The sequence below is a fragment of the Paraburkholderia sediminicola genome (assembly GCF_902859805.1).
GTDB lineage: Bacteria > Pseudomonadota > Gammaproteobacteria > Burkholderiales > Burkholderiaceae > Paraburkholderia > Paraburkholderia sediminicola.
This window is the reverse complement of record NZ_CADIKC010000006.1, coordinates 407,923-427,059: the sequence shown is the minus strand read 5'-3', so window position 1 is coordinate 427,059 and position 19,137 is coordinate 407,923. Positions and strand designations below refer to the sequence as shown.

Here is a 19,137-nt window from a genome sequence, read left to right as displayed (position 1 = left end):
TAACCGCCGAGAACATTAAACGAAGGAGATACCCCATGAACAAGCAAGCTATCGACGCACTGCTGCAGAAATTCAACGACAGCGCCACCAGCGAAGGCAATCCGCGCACAAAGCAGATCGTCCAACGCATCATCCAGGATCTGTTCTATACGATCGAAGACCTCGACGTGCAGCCGGCCGAGTTCTGGACCGCGCTGAATTATCTCGGCGACGCAGGCAAGAGCGGCGAGCTGGGCCTGTTGGCCGCGGGCCTCGGCTTCGAGCATTTTCTCGATCTGCGTATGGACGAAGCGGAAGCCAAGGCCGGTATTGAAGGCGGCACGCCGCGCACCATCGAAGGGCCGCTGTATGTGGCGGGCGCGCCGGTGTCCGACGGCCATGCACGACTCGATGACGGCACCGATCCCGGCCAGACGCTGGTGATGCGTGGCCGCGTATTTGCCGAAGACGGCAAGCCGCTCGCGAATGCGCTGGTTGAAGTGTGGCACGCGAATCATCTCGGCAACTACTCGTACTTCGACAAGTCGCAGCCGGCTTTCAATCTGCGCCGCTCGATTCGCACGGATGCCGAAGGCAAGTACAGCTTCCGCAGTGTGGTGCCGGTCGGTTACTCGGTGCCGCCGCAAGGGCAGACGCAGTTGTTGCTCGATCAGTTGGGCCGTCATGGGCATCGTCCGGCGCATATTCACTTCTTCGTGTCGGCGCCGGGCTGCCGCAAGCTGACCACGCAGATCAACATCGACGGCGATCCGTATCTGTGGGACGACTTTGCGTTCGCCACGCGCGACGGTCTGGTGCCGGCGGTCAAGCAGGCCGAGGGCGCGGAAGGCAAGCCTTATGGCGTGGAAGGCCAGTTTGCGTTGATCGACTTCGACTTCACGCTGTTCAAGGAGCGCGACAACCTGCCGGGCGCTGAGATCGACCGGTTGCGCGCCGAAGCCTGAGGCTGCAACTGTGGCTGCGGCTGCGGCTGCGGCGCTCTAACGCGCCGATGTTTGAAAACGCATACACGTACCGCATGAATCAATCGACCCTGGCTGCGCGGCGGAGTATTCCGCGTAGTCGGGGTTTTTCATTACCGATCAAAAAAGGAGAGCCAGCATGCTGTTTCACGTTGAGATGACCGTCAACCTGCCGCTCGATATGGACGCCGAACGCGCCGCGCGCCTGAAAGCCGATGAGAAAGCCATGTCGCAGAAGCTGCAGGAAGAGGGCGTATGGCGGCACTTGTGGCGCATCGCCGGGCGCTACGCAAACATCAGCGTGTTCGATGTGGAAAGCCCCGCGCAACTGCATGACGTGCTGAGCCAGTTGCCGCTGTTTCCGTACATGGATATCGAAGTGCGCGCACTGTGCCGGCATGCATCGTCGATTCGCGACGACGACCGGTAAGGGCCGAAGGAAGAAGGTGCTGCGAACGCAGCACCTGGTTTGCATCAAAGAGTCTTAGAGATCGAGCACCAGCAGCGGTGACGTGGCGCGCGAGACGCAGCAGCAGATCACTTTGCCGCCGGCTCTTTCAGCTTTGCTCAGGCAATGGTCGCGATGCTCGGGCGTGCCGCTCACCACATCGACCATACAGGTCCCGCATACGCCTTCGCCGCACGAGGTATCGACTTCGATACCGATCGACGCCAGCGCCGCGACGATCGTCGTATTTTTATCGACGTGGACGATGGCGCCGCTGCTGGCGATCTGCACGTCGAATGCGTCGAGCGCGTTCGATTCGCTGCTAGCCGCCGAAGCGGGCTCGGCGGCGAAGCGTTCAAGGTGAATCGCCTCGGAAGGCACGCGCGTTTCGCCGATCGCCACCACGCGCTCCATGAAGGGCCCCGGACCGCAGGTATAAATGTGCGAACCCTCACGCGCATTTGCCACGCAGTCGGCCAGCACCGCATCGAGCTGTTCTTTTTCGACGCCGAAATGAGGCCGCACAAACTCACTGAACGGTGCGCGCGAGAGCAGCGGCAAGAACGCCGCATGCTCCGCGCTGCGCGCGAAATAGTGCAACACGAAGCGCTCGTTCTGCTTGAGCAGGCGATAGGCCATGCTCAACAGCGGCGTGACGCCAATGCCTGCCGCAATCAGAATATGCTCGCTCGCGCCGGCCGCAAGCTGGAACAGATTGCGCGGCGCGCCGATCGTCAATTCGCAACCGACCGTCACGTCGTCATGCAGCGAGCGCGAGCCGCCGCGCGATGCGTCTTCACGTTTGACGGCAAAGAGGTGCGCCTCACGATGATCGGGGTCGCCGCACAGGGAATACTGTCGCGTGATGCCCGAGGGCACGGTGACGTCGATATGCGCGCCGGGCTCGTAGCGGTCGAACGGTTGTCCGTCCAGACGCGAGATGCTGAACGAGCGCACGCCGTGTGCTTCGTCACGCACGCTGTCGACGCGTACGCTGAAGGTGGTTCTTTCCATGATCTTGCTGGCCAAAGGACAGGGAGGGGCAGAGCGGACGCCGCATGCAATGCGCGGCGGCCGGTTGTGCGTCAAGGATAAGAAACCGCCGACAATCAGGCAAATCGATTAAAAATCGGTTATGAAATAAGTGAGGTTGATAATAAGGTGTTCAGCCGTGCGCCCTCGTTACCCTTCGACACCGGCCAGATGACGGACCAGCGCCTTTTCCGGCCGTTTCAGCGCGTTCAGGTCGCGCATGCAGATCAGCAACTGACGCGTGGCCCAACTGTCCGTCAGTTCGATCGTGCGAATGCCCGGCGCGCCGCGATAGCGTTTGGCGGCGGTAGCCGGCACGATGGCGATGCCCGCGCCCTGTTCGACCATGCAGCAGATGCTATCGAAGGTTCGCATATGCGCCCGGACGCTGAGCGGCTGTCCGGATAGCAGGGCGCGTTCGCCGAGGTAGGCGTGCAACGCGCTGCCCGTACTCAAGCCGATGAATTCACGGTCAGCCACTTCCGCAAGCGTTACGCGGCGCCGCGCGCCCAGCGGGTCGTCACGGCTCGTGACCAGCACGAGTTTGTCCACGGCAAAGGGCAGCGTCTGCAACGCGCCGTGTTCGACGGCATCGGAGATGATGCCGATTTCCGCCGCGCCGGTCAGCACCGCTTTCACGGTTTCGCTACTTTGCCGCTCCTTCAGATCGATCTGCACGTTGGGGTGGTCGCGCAAAAAGAGCCCAACCGGGGCCGGCAAAAACTCGGTGATCGCGGCGGTATTGGTCCACAAACGGATAAGCGCTTTGCTCCCGGCCTGATGTTCGCCGAGCTCGCCTTGCATCCGGTCGATCTGGCCGAGCACGAGTCGCGCATGATGCGCGAGGGTATCGCCTGTTGCGGTGGACTCCACGCCGCGCCGGCCCCGCTCCAGCAAGGGCACGCCCAATGCGTCTTCCATGCCGCGCAAACGCGCGCTGGCCGACGGCAGCGACATGTTCGCGCGCGCCGCGCCGTGCGTGATGCTGCCGGTGTCGAGGATGTTAAGGAAAAGGCGGAGGTCGATCAGGTCGAAGCGCATGGGGTCGGATTTGAGTGGGTGCGGCAACCGTGACTGGAGTTGCGGCTGCCGTTGCAGTTTTAGCCTTAGCCCTGGCCTAAGTCACAGTACGTATCTTACGCATTGTGGACGGTGCTGCGGCAATCGAAAATCGCAGACATGACATCCAGAACCTCATCCCGATGACCTCTTCTTTTGCTCTGCACGCGAGCGTGGTTGCCGCGACCTTCCTGCTGGCCGGCTTCGTCAAGGGCGTGACCGGCATGGGTCTGCCGACGGTCGCCATGGGCGTGCTCGGCACGCTGATGCTGCCGGCGCAGGCGGCCGCGATGCTGTTGTTGCCGTCGTTCGTCACAAACGTCTGGCAACTGTTCGCGGGGCCTAGCGTGCGGGAGTTGGTCAAGCGGTTGTGGCCGATGATGGTGGGTATCGTCGCGGGCACGCTCGCGGCTGCGTCCTTCATTGCGGGCGGCGGGGGCGAATGGGCCGTGGCCGGATTGGGCGCCGCGTTGACGCTCTATGCTGCAGCCGGGCTGATGGCGTGGCGCTTCTCGGTGCCGGCACGGCACGAGCGCTGGCTGTCGCCCGCGGTCGGCGTGGTCACCGGTGCGATCACCGGCGGGACAGGCGTGTTCGTCGTGCCGGCAGTGCCTTATCTTCAGGGGTTAACGTTGAAGAAAGAGGACCTGGTTCAGGCGCTCGGGCTGTCGTTCACCGTATCCACCATCGCGCTTGCTATCGGACTGACACGGGAGCATGCATTTGCGGTCGACGACCTCGGCACGTCGCTTGGCGCCGTGGTGCCTGCCTTGCTCGGCATGTGGATCGGCCAACGCGTGCGCGGGCACATTAGTCCGGCGACCTTCCGCCGTTGGTTTTTTATTTGTCTGCTCGGCTTGGGTATTCAGTTACTGGCGCGCGCATTCGTTTGATCAGGAAGTGAGGAGTGTGAAGCAGGAGGGCTGATTGTGTGGTCGACTATTCTGGATACGTTAGGCGCGTTAGCTGTGCTGGCAAGTGTGGCGGTGCAGATCGCGTTCATCCGCAAGTGCGGAAATCGGTGAACCGGCAGGTTCATCTTCGGTTAGCGCGGCGCAAGCCGTTCGGGTAGCGCATAGCGTTGCATCGTGCGCTCCATTCCATCGAGAAATGCCTGCTCGGCGGCATTCATCTTGCGTGCGCGCAGCCACAGCAGATCGATGTCGACGTCGACCAGACCCTCTTCGGGCGGCAGACGCCACAGCCGCTGCTGCGCGAGATCGTCGCGCACGATGTGCTCAGGCAGGCAGCCGATGCCGTAGCCCGCGAAGATCAGTCGCCGCACTTCGTCAAGGCTCGGCGAGGCCGCCACGATGCGTCCGGTAAAGCCGCGTTGATCGCGAAACACGGTGAGGGGCGAGAGGCTGTCGCCGATCTGGTCGCTGGTGAACGACACGAAGTTTTCCGCCAGCAACTGATCAATCGACAATGCATGCCGCCCGAACAGCCGATGATGCCGCCCGCAGAAAAGTGCATACCGTTGCCGCAGAAAGCAGCGCTGTTCGAGTTTGTCGACGGGTGTGCGGCACAGGCCGAGCCCGGCGGTGGCCGTTTTTTGCAGCAGCGACGAAATGATGTCCGACGAGCGCATCACTTCGATCTGCAAATCCACACGCGGATAGGTCTTGTGGAATTCCGCGAGGAATTCGTCGTAGACGCCGGAGTCGATCCGGCTCACCGACAGAAGCCGGATCGACCCGGTGATGTCGTCGCTGCGGTCGTCGAGTTCGGTTTCCAGCCGCGACATGTGCCCGTAAATATCGCTCGCGATGCGGTACACCTCCTCGCCGGCGCGGGTCGGTTCGAAGTGCGGGCCGCGGCGCTGGATCAGATTGCGTCCGAGCGTGTCTTCAAGCCGTTTGAGCGCCTGGCTAACTGCCGGTTGCGTCAGGTGCAAACGCGCCGCGGCACGGCTGACGCTGCGCTCCTGCATGATCACGAGGAAGGTGCGCAACAGGTTCCAGTCGAGCCGGTCATTCAAAAAACGCGTGACGTCCGCGCGCAACTGAGTCATGGAATCACCTTCGACATTAGCCAGATTTATAGCCGGGATAATAAACCGAAATTTGACTAATATTTTATGGCTGGCGATAAAACACCTCATAAGATGCCCTGATATCAGGCATCGCGACTGAGGAGCCGCCATGAACGCTTCACCCCAAGCCACCCGTCAGCCCGTGCGAGCGGCCAGCGCCGCTTTCATCGGTACGATGATCGAGTGGTATGACTTCTACATCTATGCCACGGCCGCCGCGCTGGTGTTCGGCGAGCTGTACTTCCCCTCGCATGACCCGTTTGTCAGCACGATGGCCTCGTTTGCGACCTTCGCGGTCGGCTTCTTCGCGCGGCCGCTGGGTGGCGTGATCTTCGGCCACCTGGGCGATCGCATCGGCCGCAAGAAGGCGCTGATGACCACGCTGATGATGATGGGGGTCGCCACCGTGTGCGTCGGCTTGCTGCCGTCTTATACGAAGGTGGGCGTGCTCGCGCCGGTGCTGCTGGTGTTGCTGCGCGTGGTGCAAGGCGTGGCGGTGGGCGGCGAGTGGGGCGGCGCCGTGCTGATGGCCGGCGAACATGCACCGAAGGGGCGGCGCACATTCTTCGCCTCGTTCGCGCAACTGGGCAGCCCCGCCGGGCTGATTCTCTCGCTGATCGCATTTCGGGCGGTCACGTCGATGCCCCACGACGATTTCATCGCGTATGGCTGGCGTCTGCCGTTTCTGGCGAGCGCGGTGCTGCTTGCGGTCGGCATTTTCATCCGTATCGGTGTGAACGAGTCGCCGGAATTTCAGCGCGAGAAAGAGGCGAAGCGTACCGTCGAGTTGCCGATTGCCGAAGTGTTCCGTTCTTCCGGCGCGCTCGTTGCGCTGTGCATCGGCGCGAATACGATCGGCATCGCGGGCGTGTACTTCACCAACACTTTCATGATTTCGTACACCACGCAAAACATCGGCGTGTCGAAATCGCTGATTCTCGATTGCCTGTTCGCGGTTGCAATCATCCAGTTTCTTTCGCAACCGCTTGCTGCTTGGCTCGCTGAAAAGATCGGCGGTGCGCGCTTCCTCAAGCTGGCCGCGTTCGCCGCGATGCTCTCGCCGTATCCGATGTTCACGCTCGTGCAGAGCGGCAGCCGGCTGTCGATGATTGTCGGCATCGCGCTTGCCGTGGTGTGCATGGCGAGTTTCTATTCGGTGATCGCGGGTTTTGTGAGCGGCGTGTTTCCGGTGCGGGTGCGTTATTCGGCGATCTCGCTGTCGTACCAGGTGTGCGGCGCGATCGCGGGTGGTTTGACGCCGTTGGCGGGAACATCGCTCGCGCACAAATTTACCGGGCAATGGTGGCCGCTTGCGGTGTTTTACACGTGCCTCGCGGGCATCTCTTTGTCATGCATCGTCGCGCTGGATGCGCTGAAACACCGTCGTGCCGACGCACCCGAAGCACTGCCGGCACGCTGAATCAAATGAAATCAAGGACGTTGCCGGCGCGTGCGATGATGGACGCACCGGCCTACGCCTGAAGCAAAGGAACTGGAATATGCAGACGTTTTTTCATCCGGCGCAATTGAAGCATCATCCGCGCAGCTATCTGTCGCGTGGCCAGATGCGCACGCCGCAGGAAGTGCCCGAACGTGCGTTGCGGCTCGTCGAAGCCGTGAAGAAGCTCGGCTTCGACGTGCAGGAACCGGCGGATTTCGGCGCCGCGCCGCTCGCCGCGGTGCATGGCATGAACTATCTGCGCTTCCTCGAAGAAGCACACCGCGAATGGAAAAAGATTCCCGCGGAGTGGGGCGACGAAGTGATGTCGAACGTGTATATCCGCGAGAACAATCCGTTGCGCGGCGTGCTGGCGCAAGCTGCACGCTATCTCGCCGACGGCAGTTGCCCGGTCGGCGCGGATACCTACGAATCCGCTTACTGGTCGGCGCAGAGCGCGCTGGCCGGCGCGCAGGCGCTTCTCGACGGTGCGGGTGAAGCGTACGCGTTATGCCGCCCGCCCGGTCATCACGCGCGAGCCGAAGCGGCGGGCGGTTTCTGCTATCTGAACAATGCGGCGGTTGCAGCGCAGGCGTTGCGGCAAAAATATGGGCGCGTCGCGATTCTCGATACCGACATGCACCACGGCCAGGGCATTCAGGAGATTTTCTACGGCCGTGACGACGTGTTGTACGTGTCGATCCATGGCGATCCGACGAATTTCTATCCGGTAGTGGCGGGGTTCGAAGACGAACGCGGCGCAGAGAAAGGTGAGGGCTATAACGTCAATTTGCCGATGCCGCATGGTTCGTCGGAAGCCGTGTTCTTCGAGCAACTCGACGCGGCGCTGCGCGTACTCGCACGTTTTCAACCGGACGTGCTGATCGTTGCACTCGGCTTCGACATCTACAAGGACGATCCGCAATCGATGGTAGCGGTGACCACCGAAGGCTTCGGCCAACTCGGCGGCCAGATTGGTGCGCTGAAACTGCCGACGTTGATCGTGCAGGAAGGCGGGTATCACGTCGAAACGCTCGATGCGAACGCGCGGTCGTTCTTCGCCGGGTTTGCGTCGAAGCGATAAAGTCAGGCGGGTGTCAGCGTCGGCACCCGCGGTGCCCTTGTCTAACCTTGCCTCGTGCGTTCCGCCCCCAACGTCTTTCCGATTGTTCGGCTCATCCGACGTATCTATTCGTTTCCAGCCGCTTTATCCATGCGGCCAGTGTGCCTACATTGTGTCCAGTGACAGCGCCACTACATGTCTCGCTTCATCGGCGTCAGCCCGCGAATGTTCGCGACAGCGACGCCGGCGCGAACTCCATCCAAAGGAAACGATCATGAGCAAACTCACAGGTAAGGTTGCGGTTGTAACGGGCGCATCGAAAGGTATCGGCGCCGCAATTGCGAAGGCGTTGGCCGCGCAAGGTGCATCGGTGGTGGTGAACTATGCGTCCAGTAAGGCAGGCGCGGACGATGTGGTCGCGGCAATCACCGCGGCGGGTGGCAAGGCAGTGGCCGTTGGCGGCGATGTTTCGAAAGCTGCGGACGCGAAAGGCATCATCGATTCGGCAGTCGAAACCTATGGCCGCCTCGACATTCTCGTCAACAATTCCGGCGTGTATGAGATGGCGCCGATCGAAGACATCACCGAAGCGCATTTCCACAAGCACTTCGACGTGAACGTGCTGGGTCTGCTTCTCGTCACGCAAGCGGCAGTGAAGCATCTGGGCGAAGGCGGCAGCATCGTGAACGTCAGCTCGGTTGTCAGCCGCATCACGCCGCCGGGCAGCTCTGTCTATACGGCCACCAAGGGCGCGGTGGACGCCATCACCGGCGTGCTCGCACGTGAACTCGGCCCGCGCAAGATTCGCGTCAACTCGGTGAATCCCGGCATGGTTGAAACGGAAGGCACGCATACGGCCGGCTTCATCGGTTCGGACTTCGAGGCCTGGGCGGTCAGCACAACGCCGCTTGGCCGCATCGGTCAGCCTGACGATATCGCCGACGTCACCGTGTTCCTCGCCTCCGACGACTCGCGCTGGATGACCGGCGAAAGCCTGATCGCCAGCGGCGGTTCGCGGTAACAGGATTGGCGGGCGGCGTGTCGTGGTGGGTTCGTCTGGCGATGCCATGCACCACCCCGACACGCGTCCGCTGCGCCAGGACCGTATGAAAAAGCCGCCGGGCAATCGTTGCCCGGCGGCTTATTGTTTCATTGCGCTGCCGCAGTAGCGGCGCTTGTCAGCTCCACCGCAAACAAAGCATCCAGCAGATTCGACCCCGGCCTTTCAGCCAGCCGCGTGAGCGATTCGATCATCTGCACCTGGCAATCCTGAAGCGGAATCATCCTGATCCGCCGCGATTCCTTGAATTCGGCGCGTGCGATCACGCCGACCCCCATGCCTTGCGCGACCGCTTCCTCGAGCGCTTCACGCCCGTCCACATACATCACCGGCTCGACCTGCAACGACTCGCGCACCAACTCGATTTCCAGCAACTGCTGCGTGACCGATTGCCGCTCGCGAAAAATCATCGGCTGTTGCACGAGTTCCGCGTAACTCAGCTTGCGTTTCTTCGCCACCGCATAGCTCGCCGGCACCATCGCCACCAGCGGATCGCGACGCAGCACGCGTGACTCGAGCCGGCTATGTACCTGTGGGGCGGCGGTAATGGCGGCGTCGACCGCGCTCGACAGCACGCGCTGCATGCAGTCCGCGGCATTGGCGATCGAGAGCGTTACGACGATCCCCGGATGCAGCTTGCGAAACGCACCGATCAGCGCGACGGCGAGATCGGGCGCGTCTGCCGCCAGCGAGAGCGAGCCGGACTCGAGCCCACCTGCCGATTCGAGCAGTTGCCGCGCATCGCGCTCGCAGCTGAGCATCTGCCGCGTCACGGTAAAGAGACGCAGACCGAGCTCGGTGGTTTCGACACCGCGCGGGCCGCGCTCGAACAATTTGACGCCGTAATCCTGCTCGAGCCGCTTCACGTGATCCGACACCGCCGGCTGCGTGAGCGACAGCGCCAGCGCCGCTTTGGAAAACCCGCCGTGTTCCGCGACCGCATGAAAGGCCCGCAATTGCGCGTATTGCACGTCTGCCTCGCCGAGAGATAAGTTTTTGCGATATCAGCATCGATTATATCGATTTTGCCGATGGACAGCCTTTCTGTACTGTGTCATGACCGCAACAGCGATATCGGAGATTCCGACCATGGAAAGCGTCATCGACAGCGTCCCGACAGTGTCGGCACTGCCTTCAACCGTGATGTGCGCGGCGCCGGCTCAGGGCGAGCCGTATCTGTTGACGCCGGGACCGCTGACCACGGCGTTCTCGACCAAGGAAGCGATGCTGCGCGACTGGGGTTCGTGGGACGGCGATTTCCGCGCAATGACCGCTCAACTGCGCCGCAGCCTGCTGGACATTGCCGGCGACACCGCCGGTGAGTACGACTGCGTACCGCTTCAAGGCAGCGGCAGCTATTGCGTCGAAGCCATGCTCGGCAGCCTGATCCCGCGCGACGGCCACGCCCTGGTGCTGGCCAACGGCGCCTACGGCAAGCGCATTGCGACCACCCTCGGTTATCTCGGCCGCGCCTGCACGGTGCTCGACAAGGGCGACTACCTGCCACCGCGCGGCGCCGAAGTCGAAAGCATGCTGGACGCCGATCCGCGCATCACGCACGTGGTCGCGGTGCATTGTGAAACGAGCTCCGGGATTCTCAATCCGATCGAAGAAATCGCCGCTGCCACCGCCAAAAAAGGCCGCAAGCTGCTGATCGACTCGATGAGCGCGTTCGGCGCCGTGCCGCTCGATGTGCGTCAGATTCCTTGCGAGGCGTTTGTCTCGTCAGCGAACAAATGCATCGAGGGCGTGCCCGGCTTCGGGTTTGTGATCGCTCGCAAGAGTGCGCTGCAGGAGGCCAAGGGCCGCAGCCATTCGCTCTCGCTCGACGTGTACGATCAGTGGGACGTGATGAACCGCACGGGCCAATGGCGCTTCACGCCGCCGACGCACACCGTAGCCGCGTTTATCGAAGCATTGCGTCTGCACAAGCTCGAAGGTGGCCAGGCCGGGCGCCTCGCGCGTTACGCGAACAATCGCGACGTGCTGGTCGCGGGCATGCAGGAACTCGGCTTCGAGCCGTTGCTGAATGCTCGCTGGCGCTCGCCGATCATCGTGACGTTTTTCGCGCCGGCGCATCCGTCGTTCAAATTCGAGCACTTCTATGAATTGATGAAGAAGCAGGGTTTCATCATCTATCCGGGCAAGCTGACGGTGGTGGACAGCTTCCGCATAGGTTGCATCGGCCAGGTGGATGAGCGCGTGATGCACCGCGTGGTGCGCGCTTGTGCGCAGTCGCTGCAAGCGATGGGCGTCGCGCACGCCGCGCCGCCGGCAGCGGCGCTCGAAGAGCGCAAGACCCTGGCCGAAGCGGCTTGATCAGCGCGGCCTGAGTACGCCATACAAATGCGCGGCACGTCGCGCGAGCCTTACAACTTCCAGAGAACCGAAGTAAATGAAACACGTAAAAGCAGTGATTTTCGATTGGGCCGGCACGGTGGTCGATTATGGTTCGTTGGCGCCGATGGGCGCGTTTGTCGAGACGTTCGAGCAGTTCGGCGTGTCGATCACGATCGACGAAGCACGCGGCCCGATGGGCATGGCCAAGCGTCCGCATATCGCCGCGCTGATGGCCTTGCCGCGCGTGTCGCAAGCATGGGCCGACAAGTATGGCCACAAGCCGGGCGAAGCGGACATCGACGCCGTGTACGACGTCTTTGTGCCGAAGAACATCGCGGTGGCCGCAAGCTACAGTTCGGTGATCCCGGGCGTGGCGGAAGTGGCAAGCGCGCTGCGCAGCGACGATATCAGGATCGGCACGACCACCGGCTATACGCGCGAAATCATGGCCGAGATCGTGCCCGGTGCTGCGGCTCAGGGTTTTTCGCCGGATAGCATCGTGTGTACGGGTGACACGCCGGAAGGGCGTCCGTCGCCGTACATGATCTACAAGACGTTGCCGGAACTGGGCGTGTGGCGCGCGAAGGATGCGATCAAGGTCGACGACACTGAAGTGGGTATCGAGGAAGGCATCAACGGCGGCACGTGGGCGGTGGGTGTTGCCGTGAGCGGCAATGCTTTCGGCATGGCCGAGGACGACGTCAAGGCGCTGGCGCCGGATGAGTTTGCATGGCGGCGCAAGGTGGCGATCCAGAAGTTGCAGGCCGCCGGAGCGCATTATGTGATCGATAGCGTGGCGGATCTGATGCCGGTGGTGCGCGATATCGATGCGCGTCTCGCGCGAGGTGAGCGGCCTTAAGTTGTCGAAGCGCGGGCTTCGGTAAACGGACGTAGACTTTTCTTGCTGTATTTTTCGAAGGCGTACTGTTGAGAGACAGTGCGCTTTTTTGTTGTGCGCTTTTGTTGAGAGTAATCAGCCAGGTGATCGTGGTCGTTAAGGAGAGTCGCTTCGGCTGCGGCGCAGAAGATCGGAATTAAGCAAGGACGGGTTGCAATTGTCTGTTGAATGAACCCGATTCCTGCCACTCAAGTTTCGGATCCAGATGCCGTTGACACGAGCTAGTCACTTCCGGGAACCCAGCCGTGCAACTCGCTTACAGTAATGACCGTCTGTCCAGCAGAATGTCGGTTGATCCGTCTGTCGCCGTCGAACCCGAAGTGGAATCGTCGGTTATCGAATGGCTGTTGCATGACGATCAGGTGATGCGCGAGTGCTTCACCCACGCAGCGGAAATTCTGAAGAGCGTAACCGGTGCGGCGATCACCGCGATCACGCTGCTCGATGAGGAGCATCAGCACTACCGGGCTGAAGTCGGCATGGCGATGCCGCTCGTGACCCGCGCGCGCTCGCTGGCCGACTATGCGGTGCGCGACGCGGACCTGTTCGTCATCGAAGATGCCCACGACGACACCCGTTTCGGCGAATGCATGCTGGTGCAGCGCCATCCCTTCGTGCGTTTTTACGCGGCGATTGCACTGCGCGCGCCGAACGGTGAGATCGTCGGCGCCCTGTGCGCGATGGACCCCGCACCCGGCCGCCTCGATGCGTCGCAACGCGGCGTGTTTTACCACCTGCGCGCGATGATCGAAAACGATCTGAAAATGCGCACGGCCACTGCGATCGATCCGCTCACCCAGTTGTACAACCGCCGTTTCCTGCTGGAAAGCATCGCGCGCAAATGGAAAGACGCACGCGAGGGCGACGTGATGGGCTCAGTGGTGGTCGACGTGGACTGGTTCAAACAGTACAACGACACCTACGGCCATCAGGCCGGTGACCATTGCCTGCGCAAGGTGGCCTCGGTGATGCAGGCGGCGGCCGACGGCGAGCGCATCATCGCCGGGCGTATGGGGGGTGAGGAGTTCGGCCTGCTGGTGCTGCGAGCGGAGCCGGTGGCGCTTGAAGACACGCTCGAAGCGCTGCGGCAGGGTGTCGAAGACCTGGCGATCGAGCATCGCGCCTCGCCGCTCGGCATGGTGACGGTGAGCGTGGGCGCCTCGTTGACGCGCATGACCGAGGGGTCTCGGCTGGCGCATCGCGAGGGCTTCGCGAGTGCGGACCGGGCGCTGTATCGCTCGAAACACGAAGGCAGGAATCTGGTGACGATGGCCTAGGGGCAGGCCGTCTCGCCGCCTCGCCGTCTCGCTATGGCGCTGTCGTTATCAGCTGCAACCCGGCAGGCAGCGATTCACCAAACACACGGCCTTCGTCGGCGTCATCGAGTTCCACGGTCTCACCGACCATGGTGATCCATGCGCGCGGCGCATTGATCGCTTCGAGCTTGCGCACCACAGCCTGGCGCAGGTCTTCCGGCAGGTCGCGCGAACGGTCGCCGGTCATGCGGGCGATCTGCACGGCGGCGAACGCCGCGGGGTCGACCTTCTTCCAGTCGAGCGCGAGGATCGTGTTCAGCCAGGACGCCGCGACGTCCGGCGGCACGACGCTGTGCGCGCTGCCATAGAACGGCCGCCGTGCACCGATGCGGCCGACCGCCCACCAGCTCTGATGATTTTCTGCGGGCTTCTTCAGGCGCGTGAGCACGGACTCGCCAAGCTCGATCTTGCGTTCAACCGGAATGCGTTCGAGCGATGCGCTCAGCCGGACCATATCCGTGAAGCCGGTTTTCGACACGTCGAACGGCAACTTGTGACGCGATTGCGCGGCCGTTTGCAGATAGGCCATCGCGTCGAGCACGCGCAGTTGCGCGCTTTCGTCGAGGCCGCCCGCAGCGCGGCGCCATAGCGTCCACCATTCTGACCAGACCTGGCTTTCGTTGACGTACTGGATGCCGTCGTCGAAGATCGACCAGAGTTGCTCCACGCGCCATTCGTCGAGCGGATAGCCGAAGCCAGGCCGCACGCAATAGCCTGCGAGATTCAGCCACGAGCGTTCGTGATCCGCCGAACGCCGCCGGCGCCGCGCGCGTTCCCATAGCGCGCCGAATAGTTCGCGCAGCAACGCGCTGTTCCATCCGTCGCGCGGGCCGAGCAACTGTTCGAGTTGCGAGCGCAGGCGTTTGATTTCTTTCGGGTCGACGTTTTGCGCGCGCGTGCCGAAGCAGCGGTCGATATGGTCGATTGCCTGGTCGAGTGCGGGGTGCCGAGCTTGTGCCAGGTCTGCCGCCAGGTTCACCTGGGGATCTTCGCGGCGCAACTGGAATTCGAGCAGCCAGCGCTGCGCCGGATTGTCGAGTTCGATGCAGTGCACTTCAAGCGTGCCTACTTCGGTCAGCGACGTTGCGATCTGTACCGCGGTTTCGCCGCGCGTCGTGCTCGCGCCGCGCGGTTGCACGATCGTCGCAACAGGCGGCAGCCGAACAAAATCGCCTTGTGCAAGGTCGGCCATCTCGCCTGGTTGATAGATCGTGTCCGCGCTTGAAGAGGCCAGGTGAAAACGCACAGGGTGGCCGAGGCGCAGCGCGAACGTACGGTCTTCGATCCGGATTTCGTGACCTTCTTCGGTGCCGCGCGGCAGCAGGCAGATGCCGCGTTGCGTGGGTTCGGTGTCGCGTGCGCCATCGCCGGTTTCGTCCAGCACGAGGAAGTAACTGCGTGCCGAGCCGCCACCGATTTTCGGCGCCTGGCCCGCGCGGGCGAGAGCATAAGCGACCGCGCCACGCGCCACGGCGACGTCGGGATTGTCGTTGTGCAGAACGTTGAGCGGTTCGCCGCGCCACGTGCCCAACGTGCTGGACAGGCGCTGCGCGAGCGCTTCAGCACGGAACACGCCGCCGTTCAGTAACAGCGTGTCGGGCACCGGCAAAGGCTCGCCCTGAGCTTCGCCCGTATCGGAAGGAAGCGCGGAGGAATCGGTAGCCGAACCCAGCGCCTTACGCGACTGCGCCGCGAAGCGGTTCAGAAACGCGGCGATATGACGCGTAACCGCCGCGTCGGTGGCATAGGGCAGGCCGAACTCGACGATCGCGCCACGCGGCCTGCCGGGCCGCCCGTTCGATGCCACCGCCGGAAAGAATCCATCGACGATGATCTGCTCGACTTCCTCACGCGTGACCTGCGCCGTGCGTGCACCGCCGATCAGCTTCGAGCCCGCGCCGAGCAGCGTGATCGACGCCGACTCCGGCGCGTCTGGGCCGAGCAGTTGTTCCTTCGCGCCGCGGCAACGCTCGACCAGTTGCGAGAGGCTCGCCGCCGATAGACGCGTGCGCTCGTTGCCCGCTTGCGGCAAACGCGACTCGACCCGATGCGCGAGCGCGAGATCCATGTTGTCGCCGCCGAGCATCAGATGATTGCCCACGCCGATACGCGTGAGCTCCGGCTCGCCGTCACGCATGCGGACTTCGATCAGCGTGAGGTCGGTCGTGCCGCCGCCCACGTCGCAGATCAGCACGAGCCGCGTGTCCGACAGTTCGGTCGCAAGGCTTTCGCGATGATGAAACAGCCAGTCGTAGAACGCGGCCTGCGGCTCTTCGAGCAGCCTTAACGTGGGCAGGCCCGCCATGCGTGCCGCTTCCACCGTTAGCGCTCGCGCGCCTTCGTCGAAAGAAGCGGGCACCGTCAGCACGACGTCTTGCGCTTCGAGCGGCGCGTCGGGAAAGCGTTGATTCCAGGCGGCCCGCACGTGCGCCAGATAGCTCGCGCTGGCTTCGACCGGCGAGACCTTACGGACATCGTCCGCGGCGCCCCACGGCAGGATCGGCGCGACCCGGTCCACCGACGCGTGCGACAGCCAGCTTTTCGCACTGGCTACCAGCCGCCCGGGCACCTGGCCACCGAGGGCACGCGCGAGCCTGCCGATCACTACGGGTGGATCCTGCTGACTTCCGGCAGCGTTGCCGGTCGAACCGTCAGGCGCGCGCCAGGGCAACTGCAGATCGCCCGCATTCAACTCGCCCGGCGCCGCGTGATACCTCACCGAAGGCAGCAACGGCCGCGCGGCGACTTCGCCGAGACTCACCAACTGATCGATCTCGAAGACGCGAATTTCCTGCGAGCCCAGCGCGGCATAGGCCAGCACCGTATTACTGGTGCCGAGATCAATGCCGACGCTGTAGCGCTTCTGCTTCACTTCAGTCATGCATTGGCGTTGCCGCGCACGTCGAACTCGACCTTCCAACGTTCGTCGGTGCCGCGCGGCACGGCTTCGAGTTCGAGCGTGCCGGCTTCCGTCACCCGCGCATGCAGTTTCACCGGCACGACTTCACCAGCGGTGCGGCCGGCGGACGGCAGCGTCGCCTGGATTTCTTCGAGCTCCTGCAATTCCTCGGGGCCCCAGAAGTCGAGCAGCGTGCCGACCTGATCCTGACGACGCACCGACGAGCCGAAGAAGCGGAAGTGCACCGGTTCGCCGACAACCAGCCCGAATTCCTGCGCCGGTAATTCAGCGTCCGTACCTTCTTCCATGCCGAACGGTGCGACGCACAGCGCCTGCACCGGCGGCTCGAGACCGGGGACGGCGGGCATCGCCGATTCGATCGCGATGTAGTACGCGCGTGCGGTGCCCCCACGAATGCGCACGCCCTGGCCGCGCCGTACATAGCCGTAATAAGCCGCGCCGCGCGCGACGGCGAGATCCAGATCTGCGCCTTCGAGCAGGCGTGCTTGCGGCGCACCTTCGGCACCGAGCCAGCCATTGAGCGTGCCCATGATCCGCTCGACCAGCAGCGGCGACTTGAACACACCACCGTTGAAGAGCACGGCGGTGGGATGCAGGAACGTTGCACCTTCCGCCGTGGCGATATCGCGCAAACCTTCGAGTTCGGCCAGCGCGCCCACCTGACGGCCAAGGAAAGCCGCCAGATGCCGCGTGATGCCCGCGTCCTGTGCATACGGCAGGCCGAGTTGCGTCAGACCGGCACGCGCGCGGCTCACCGGACGCGCGGCGCTCTCCACCTGCGGGAAAAAGCCTTCGAGGATCGTCTGGGTCAGCTCCGCGCGCGTGAGTTCGGTGCGGATCGAACCGCCGATCAGCTTCGAACCGCGGCTCGGCACGACGAGCGGCACGGTATCCGTCGACGGATCGCTCAGCAGCGTTTCCTTCGCCGAGCGGCAGGCATAGGTGAGGGCGCGCAGTTGCCACGCGTCGGCCTGGGTACCTTGCGCCGCAAGTTTGCGCGCGACCACATGGGCAAGCGCCAGGTCCATGTTGTCGCCGCCGAGCAGAATGTGTTCGCCGACTGCAACGCGATGCAGTTCGAGATTACCTTCGCGCTCGATCACGGCGATCAGCGAGAGGTCGGTTGTGCCGCCGCCCACGTCGACCACGAGAATGATGTCGCCGACCTTGACCTGCTTGCGCCACTGGCCGCCGCTCTTCTGGATCCAGCTATACAGCGCTGCTTGCGGTTCTTCGAGCAGCGTCATGCGGCCGTAACCGGCGGCCTCAGCTGCTTCGGCGGTCAATTCGCGCGCGGCCGGATCGAACGACGCCGGGATCGTCACCGTGATGTCCTGCTGGCTGAACGGTGCGTCCGGATGCGCGTGATCCCATGCTTCGCGCAGGTGCGTCAGATAGCGCACCGAGCTTTCGAGCGGCGACACGCGCGCGACTTCGGGTGGCGCGTCGTTCGGCAGAATCGCCGCGCGACGGTCGACGCCCGGATGGCACAACCAGCTCTTGGCGCTCGACACGAGCCGGATCGGCGTGGCCGCGCCGCGGCTGCGGGCGAACTCGCCAACTGCGAATTCGCGCTGGCCGGTCCACGGCAGGTACAGGTCGCCCGAGGCGAGTTCGTCCGGATGCGGCAGGTAGAGGAACGACGGCAGCAGATCGAGGTTGTCGATCGCGCCCGGGCCTGTGAGTTGTGCGACCGGCAGCACGCCTTGCGTGGTCTTTTCGCCGTCGCTGGCGGTGGTGTCCACGTAGGACAGCGCGCAGTGCGTGGTGCCCAGGTCGATACCGATCGAGAAGCGTGCGTCGCTCATAGCTCCACCTCGGCCGGTGCGATCACCTTGGCATTGTGGCTGTCGGTCAGCTTCGGCAGACGCACTTCGTCGACACGCCAGCCGCGGTGGCTAATGCTGCCGTTAAACGGCGCCTTGCCGACCACATTGCCGGTCAGGCGAATCGAGGTGGCGTCGAAGCCTTCGGCCAGCGTCACGCGGCTGCCTTCGGCTTCGTCGCGCACCGGACGGATCGTGAAGTGCTCGCGCAGCGTCGTGCGGCAGCCGTCGTGCACGAGGCGGGCGGCGGCGCCGATGTCGGCGTCGCTATAGGCCTTGATGTCTTCTTCGACGAAATCGATGAAGCGCGCGTCGCGTTGCAGCAGGCCGAGCAGTTGGAGTGCGGCGTCCGGGCTCGCTTCCTTCAGCATGGGCGCCGGTTGCGGGGCAGGGGCAGGGGCCGCAGCGGGAGCGGGCGTGGGTGCGGGGGCGGCGCCACCGGCGGTGCCACCGTTACGCAGACGCAGCACGCCGGCGGCGAATTCGCCATCGCCGAGGATGCTGAAAAACGTACTGACGGCAAGTGAAATCCTGCCGAGGAAAGACGGGTTCGAATCGGTCATGAATGCTCCTGAGGGGCTCTGTTAAAGGACGAGCTGTCCTGGCTGCGCCGCACGCGACAGGTCCGACGTGCCTGATTGGCTCGATGGGCCGTCGCCATGCGTCTTTGCGAGGGTCCGCGGCAAGGCAAGCCTGCCGCCGAGATCTGATTCATCCGGATTCGCGGCGCGTTTTGCGCG

General features: G+C 63.4%; 16 protein-coding genes. 9 read left to right on the top strand and 7 right to left on the bottom strand.

The features are described 5' to 3' along the window. Positions 1-35 precede the first annotated feature (35 nt). Together catA and catC are read left to right on the top strand one after the other, a co-directional pair. The gene (catA, locus tag R8871_RS22840; RefSeq protein ID WP_175052487.1) at positions 36-944 is read left to right on the top strand and encodes a catechol 1,2-dioxygenase; all 909 of its coding nucleotides are present in this window, start codon (positions 36-38) and stop codon (positions 942-944) included. Between the two features lie 157 nt (positions 945-1,101). Then, positions 1,102-1,392 carry a muconolactone Delta-isomerase gene (gene catC, locus R8871_RS22835; protein WP_175052486.1) on the top strand — a complete coding sequence of 97 codons (291 nt, stop codon included), beginning with the start codon at positions 1,102-1,104 and terminating at the stop codon, positions 1,390-1,392. A gap of 54 nt (positions 1,393-1,446) precedes the next feature. Here catC and R8871_RS22830 read toward each other — a convergent pair whose 3' ends face one another. Both R8871_RS22830 and R8871_RS22825 read right to left on the bottom strand, forming a co-directional pair. Then, on the bottom strand, positions 1,447-2,424 hold the full coding sequence (locus R8871_RS22830) for a PDR/VanB family oxidoreductase (protein WP_175052485.1): 978 nt from the start codon (positions 2,422-2,424) through the stop codon (positions 1,447-1,449). Between the two features lie 168 nt (positions 2,425-2,592). Continuing rightward, positions 2,593-3,483 carry a LysR family transcriptional regulator gene (locus tag R8871_RS22825; protein WP_175052484.1) on the bottom strand — a complete coding sequence of 297 codons (891 nt, stop codon included), beginning with the start codon at positions 3,481-3,483 and terminating at the stop codon, positions 2,593-2,595. A gap of 161 nt (positions 3,484-3,644) precedes the next feature. Between R8871_RS22825 and R8871_RS22820 the strand changes: the two genes are divergently transcribed. After that, positions 3,645-4,394: a sulfite exporter TauE/SafE family protein gene (locus R8871_RS22820; RefSeq protein ID WP_175052483.1), complete on the top strand. Its 750-nt coding sequence runs from the start codon at positions 3,645-3,647 to the stop codon at positions 4,392-4,394. Between the two features lie 152 nt (positions 4,395-4,546). Here the strand turns inward: R8871_RS22820 and R8871_RS22815 are convergent, their stop codons facing one another. Next, positions 4,547-5,506, bottom strand: coding sequence for a LysR family transcriptional regulator (locus tag R8871_RS22815; protein WP_054041525.1), 960 nt, complete (start codon positions 5,504-5,506; stop codon positions 4,547-4,549). A gap of 139 nt (positions 5,507-5,645) precedes the next feature. Here R8871_RS22815 and R8871_RS22810 point away from each other — a divergent pair, with 139 nt between their 5' ends. From R8871_RS22810 to R8871_RS22800, 3 genes are all read left to right on the top strand, one after another. After that, positions 5,646-6,956, top strand: a complete 1,311-nt coding sequence (locus tag R8871_RS22810; RefSeq protein WP_175052482.1) for an MFS transporter — start codon at positions 5,646-5,648, stop codon at positions 6,954-6,956. A 79-nt stretch (positions 6,957-7,035) separates the two neighbouring features. Then, positions 7,036-8,058 carry a histone deacetylase family protein gene (locus R8871_RS22805; protein ID WP_175052481.1) on the top strand — a complete coding sequence of 341 codons (1,023 nt, stop codon included), beginning with the start codon at positions 7,036-7,038 and terminating at the stop codon, positions 8,056-8,058. 253 nt (positions 8,059-8,311) lie between these two features. Beyond that, positions 8,312-9,058: a glucose 1-dehydrogenase gene (locus tag R8871_RS22800; RefSeq protein WP_175052480.1), complete on the top strand. Its 747-nt coding sequence runs from the start codon at positions 8,312-8,314 to the stop codon at positions 9,056-9,058. A gap of 128 nt (positions 9,059-9,186) precedes the next feature. Here R8871_RS22800 and R8871_RS22795 read toward each other — a convergent pair whose 3' ends face one another. Continuing rightward, complete coding sequence (locus R8871_RS22795) at positions 9,187-10,068, bottom strand: LysR substrate-binding domain-containing protein (protein WP_175052479.1); 882 nt, start codon at positions 10,066-10,068, stop codon at positions 9,187-9,189. Positions 10,069-10,240: 172 nt separating this feature from the next. Here R8871_RS22795 and R8871_RS22790 point away from each other — a divergent pair, with 172 nt between their 5' ends. The 3 genes from R8871_RS22790 to R8871_RS22780 all read left to right on the top strand — a co-directional run bounded on the left by R8871_RS22790 (position 10,241) and on the right by R8871_RS22780 (position 13,612). Continuing rightward, complete coding sequence (locus R8871_RS22790; protein ID WP_175052560.1) at positions 10,241-11,416, top strand: 2-aminoethylphosphonate--pyruvate transaminase; 1,176 nt, start codon at positions 10,241-10,243, stop codon at positions 11,414-11,416. Positions 11,417-11,492: 76 nt separating this feature from the next. Beyond that, complete coding sequence (gene phnX, locus R8871_RS22785; protein WP_054041481.1) at positions 11,493-12,296, top strand: phosphonoacetaldehyde hydrolase; 804 nt, start codon at positions 11,493-11,495, stop codon at positions 12,294-12,296. Between the two features lie 284 nt (positions 12,297-12,580). Then, on the top strand, positions 12,581-13,612 hold the full coding sequence (locus R8871_RS22780; RefSeq protein ID WP_175052478.1) for a diguanylate cyclase: 1,032 nt from the start codon (positions 12,581-12,583) through the stop codon (positions 13,610-13,612). A gap of 31 nt (positions 13,613-13,643) precedes the next feature. Here the strand turns inward: R8871_RS22780 and R8871_RS22775 are convergent, their stop codons facing one another. Genes R8871_RS22775 through R8871_RS22765 form a run of 3 tightly spaced genes read right to left on the bottom strand, consistent with a single transcriptional unit; the run spans position 13,644 to position 18,960 of the window. Further along, positions 13,644-16,532 (bottom strand): Hsp70 family protein, encoded by a 2,889-nt coding sequence (locus tag R8871_RS22775; RefSeq protein ID WP_175052477.1) that lies wholly within the window; start codon positions 16,530-16,532, stop codon positions 13,644-13,646. Continuing rightward, positions 16,529-18,379, bottom strand: a complete 1,851-nt coding sequence (locus R8871_RS22770; RefSeq protein ID WP_175052476.1) for an Hsp70 family protein — start codon at positions 18,377-18,379, stop codon at positions 16,529-16,531. Before R8871_RS22770 ends, R8871_RS22775 begins: the two co-directional genes overlap by 4 nt. Continuing rightward, entirely contained in the window at positions 18,376-18,960 is a 585-nt protein-coding gene (locus tag R8871_RS22765; RefSeq protein WP_175052475.1) for a DUF2760 domain-containing protein, read from the bottom strand. Before R8871_RS22765 ends, R8871_RS22770 begins: the two co-directional genes overlap by 4 nt. Positions 18,961-19,137 lie beyond the last annotated feature (177 nt).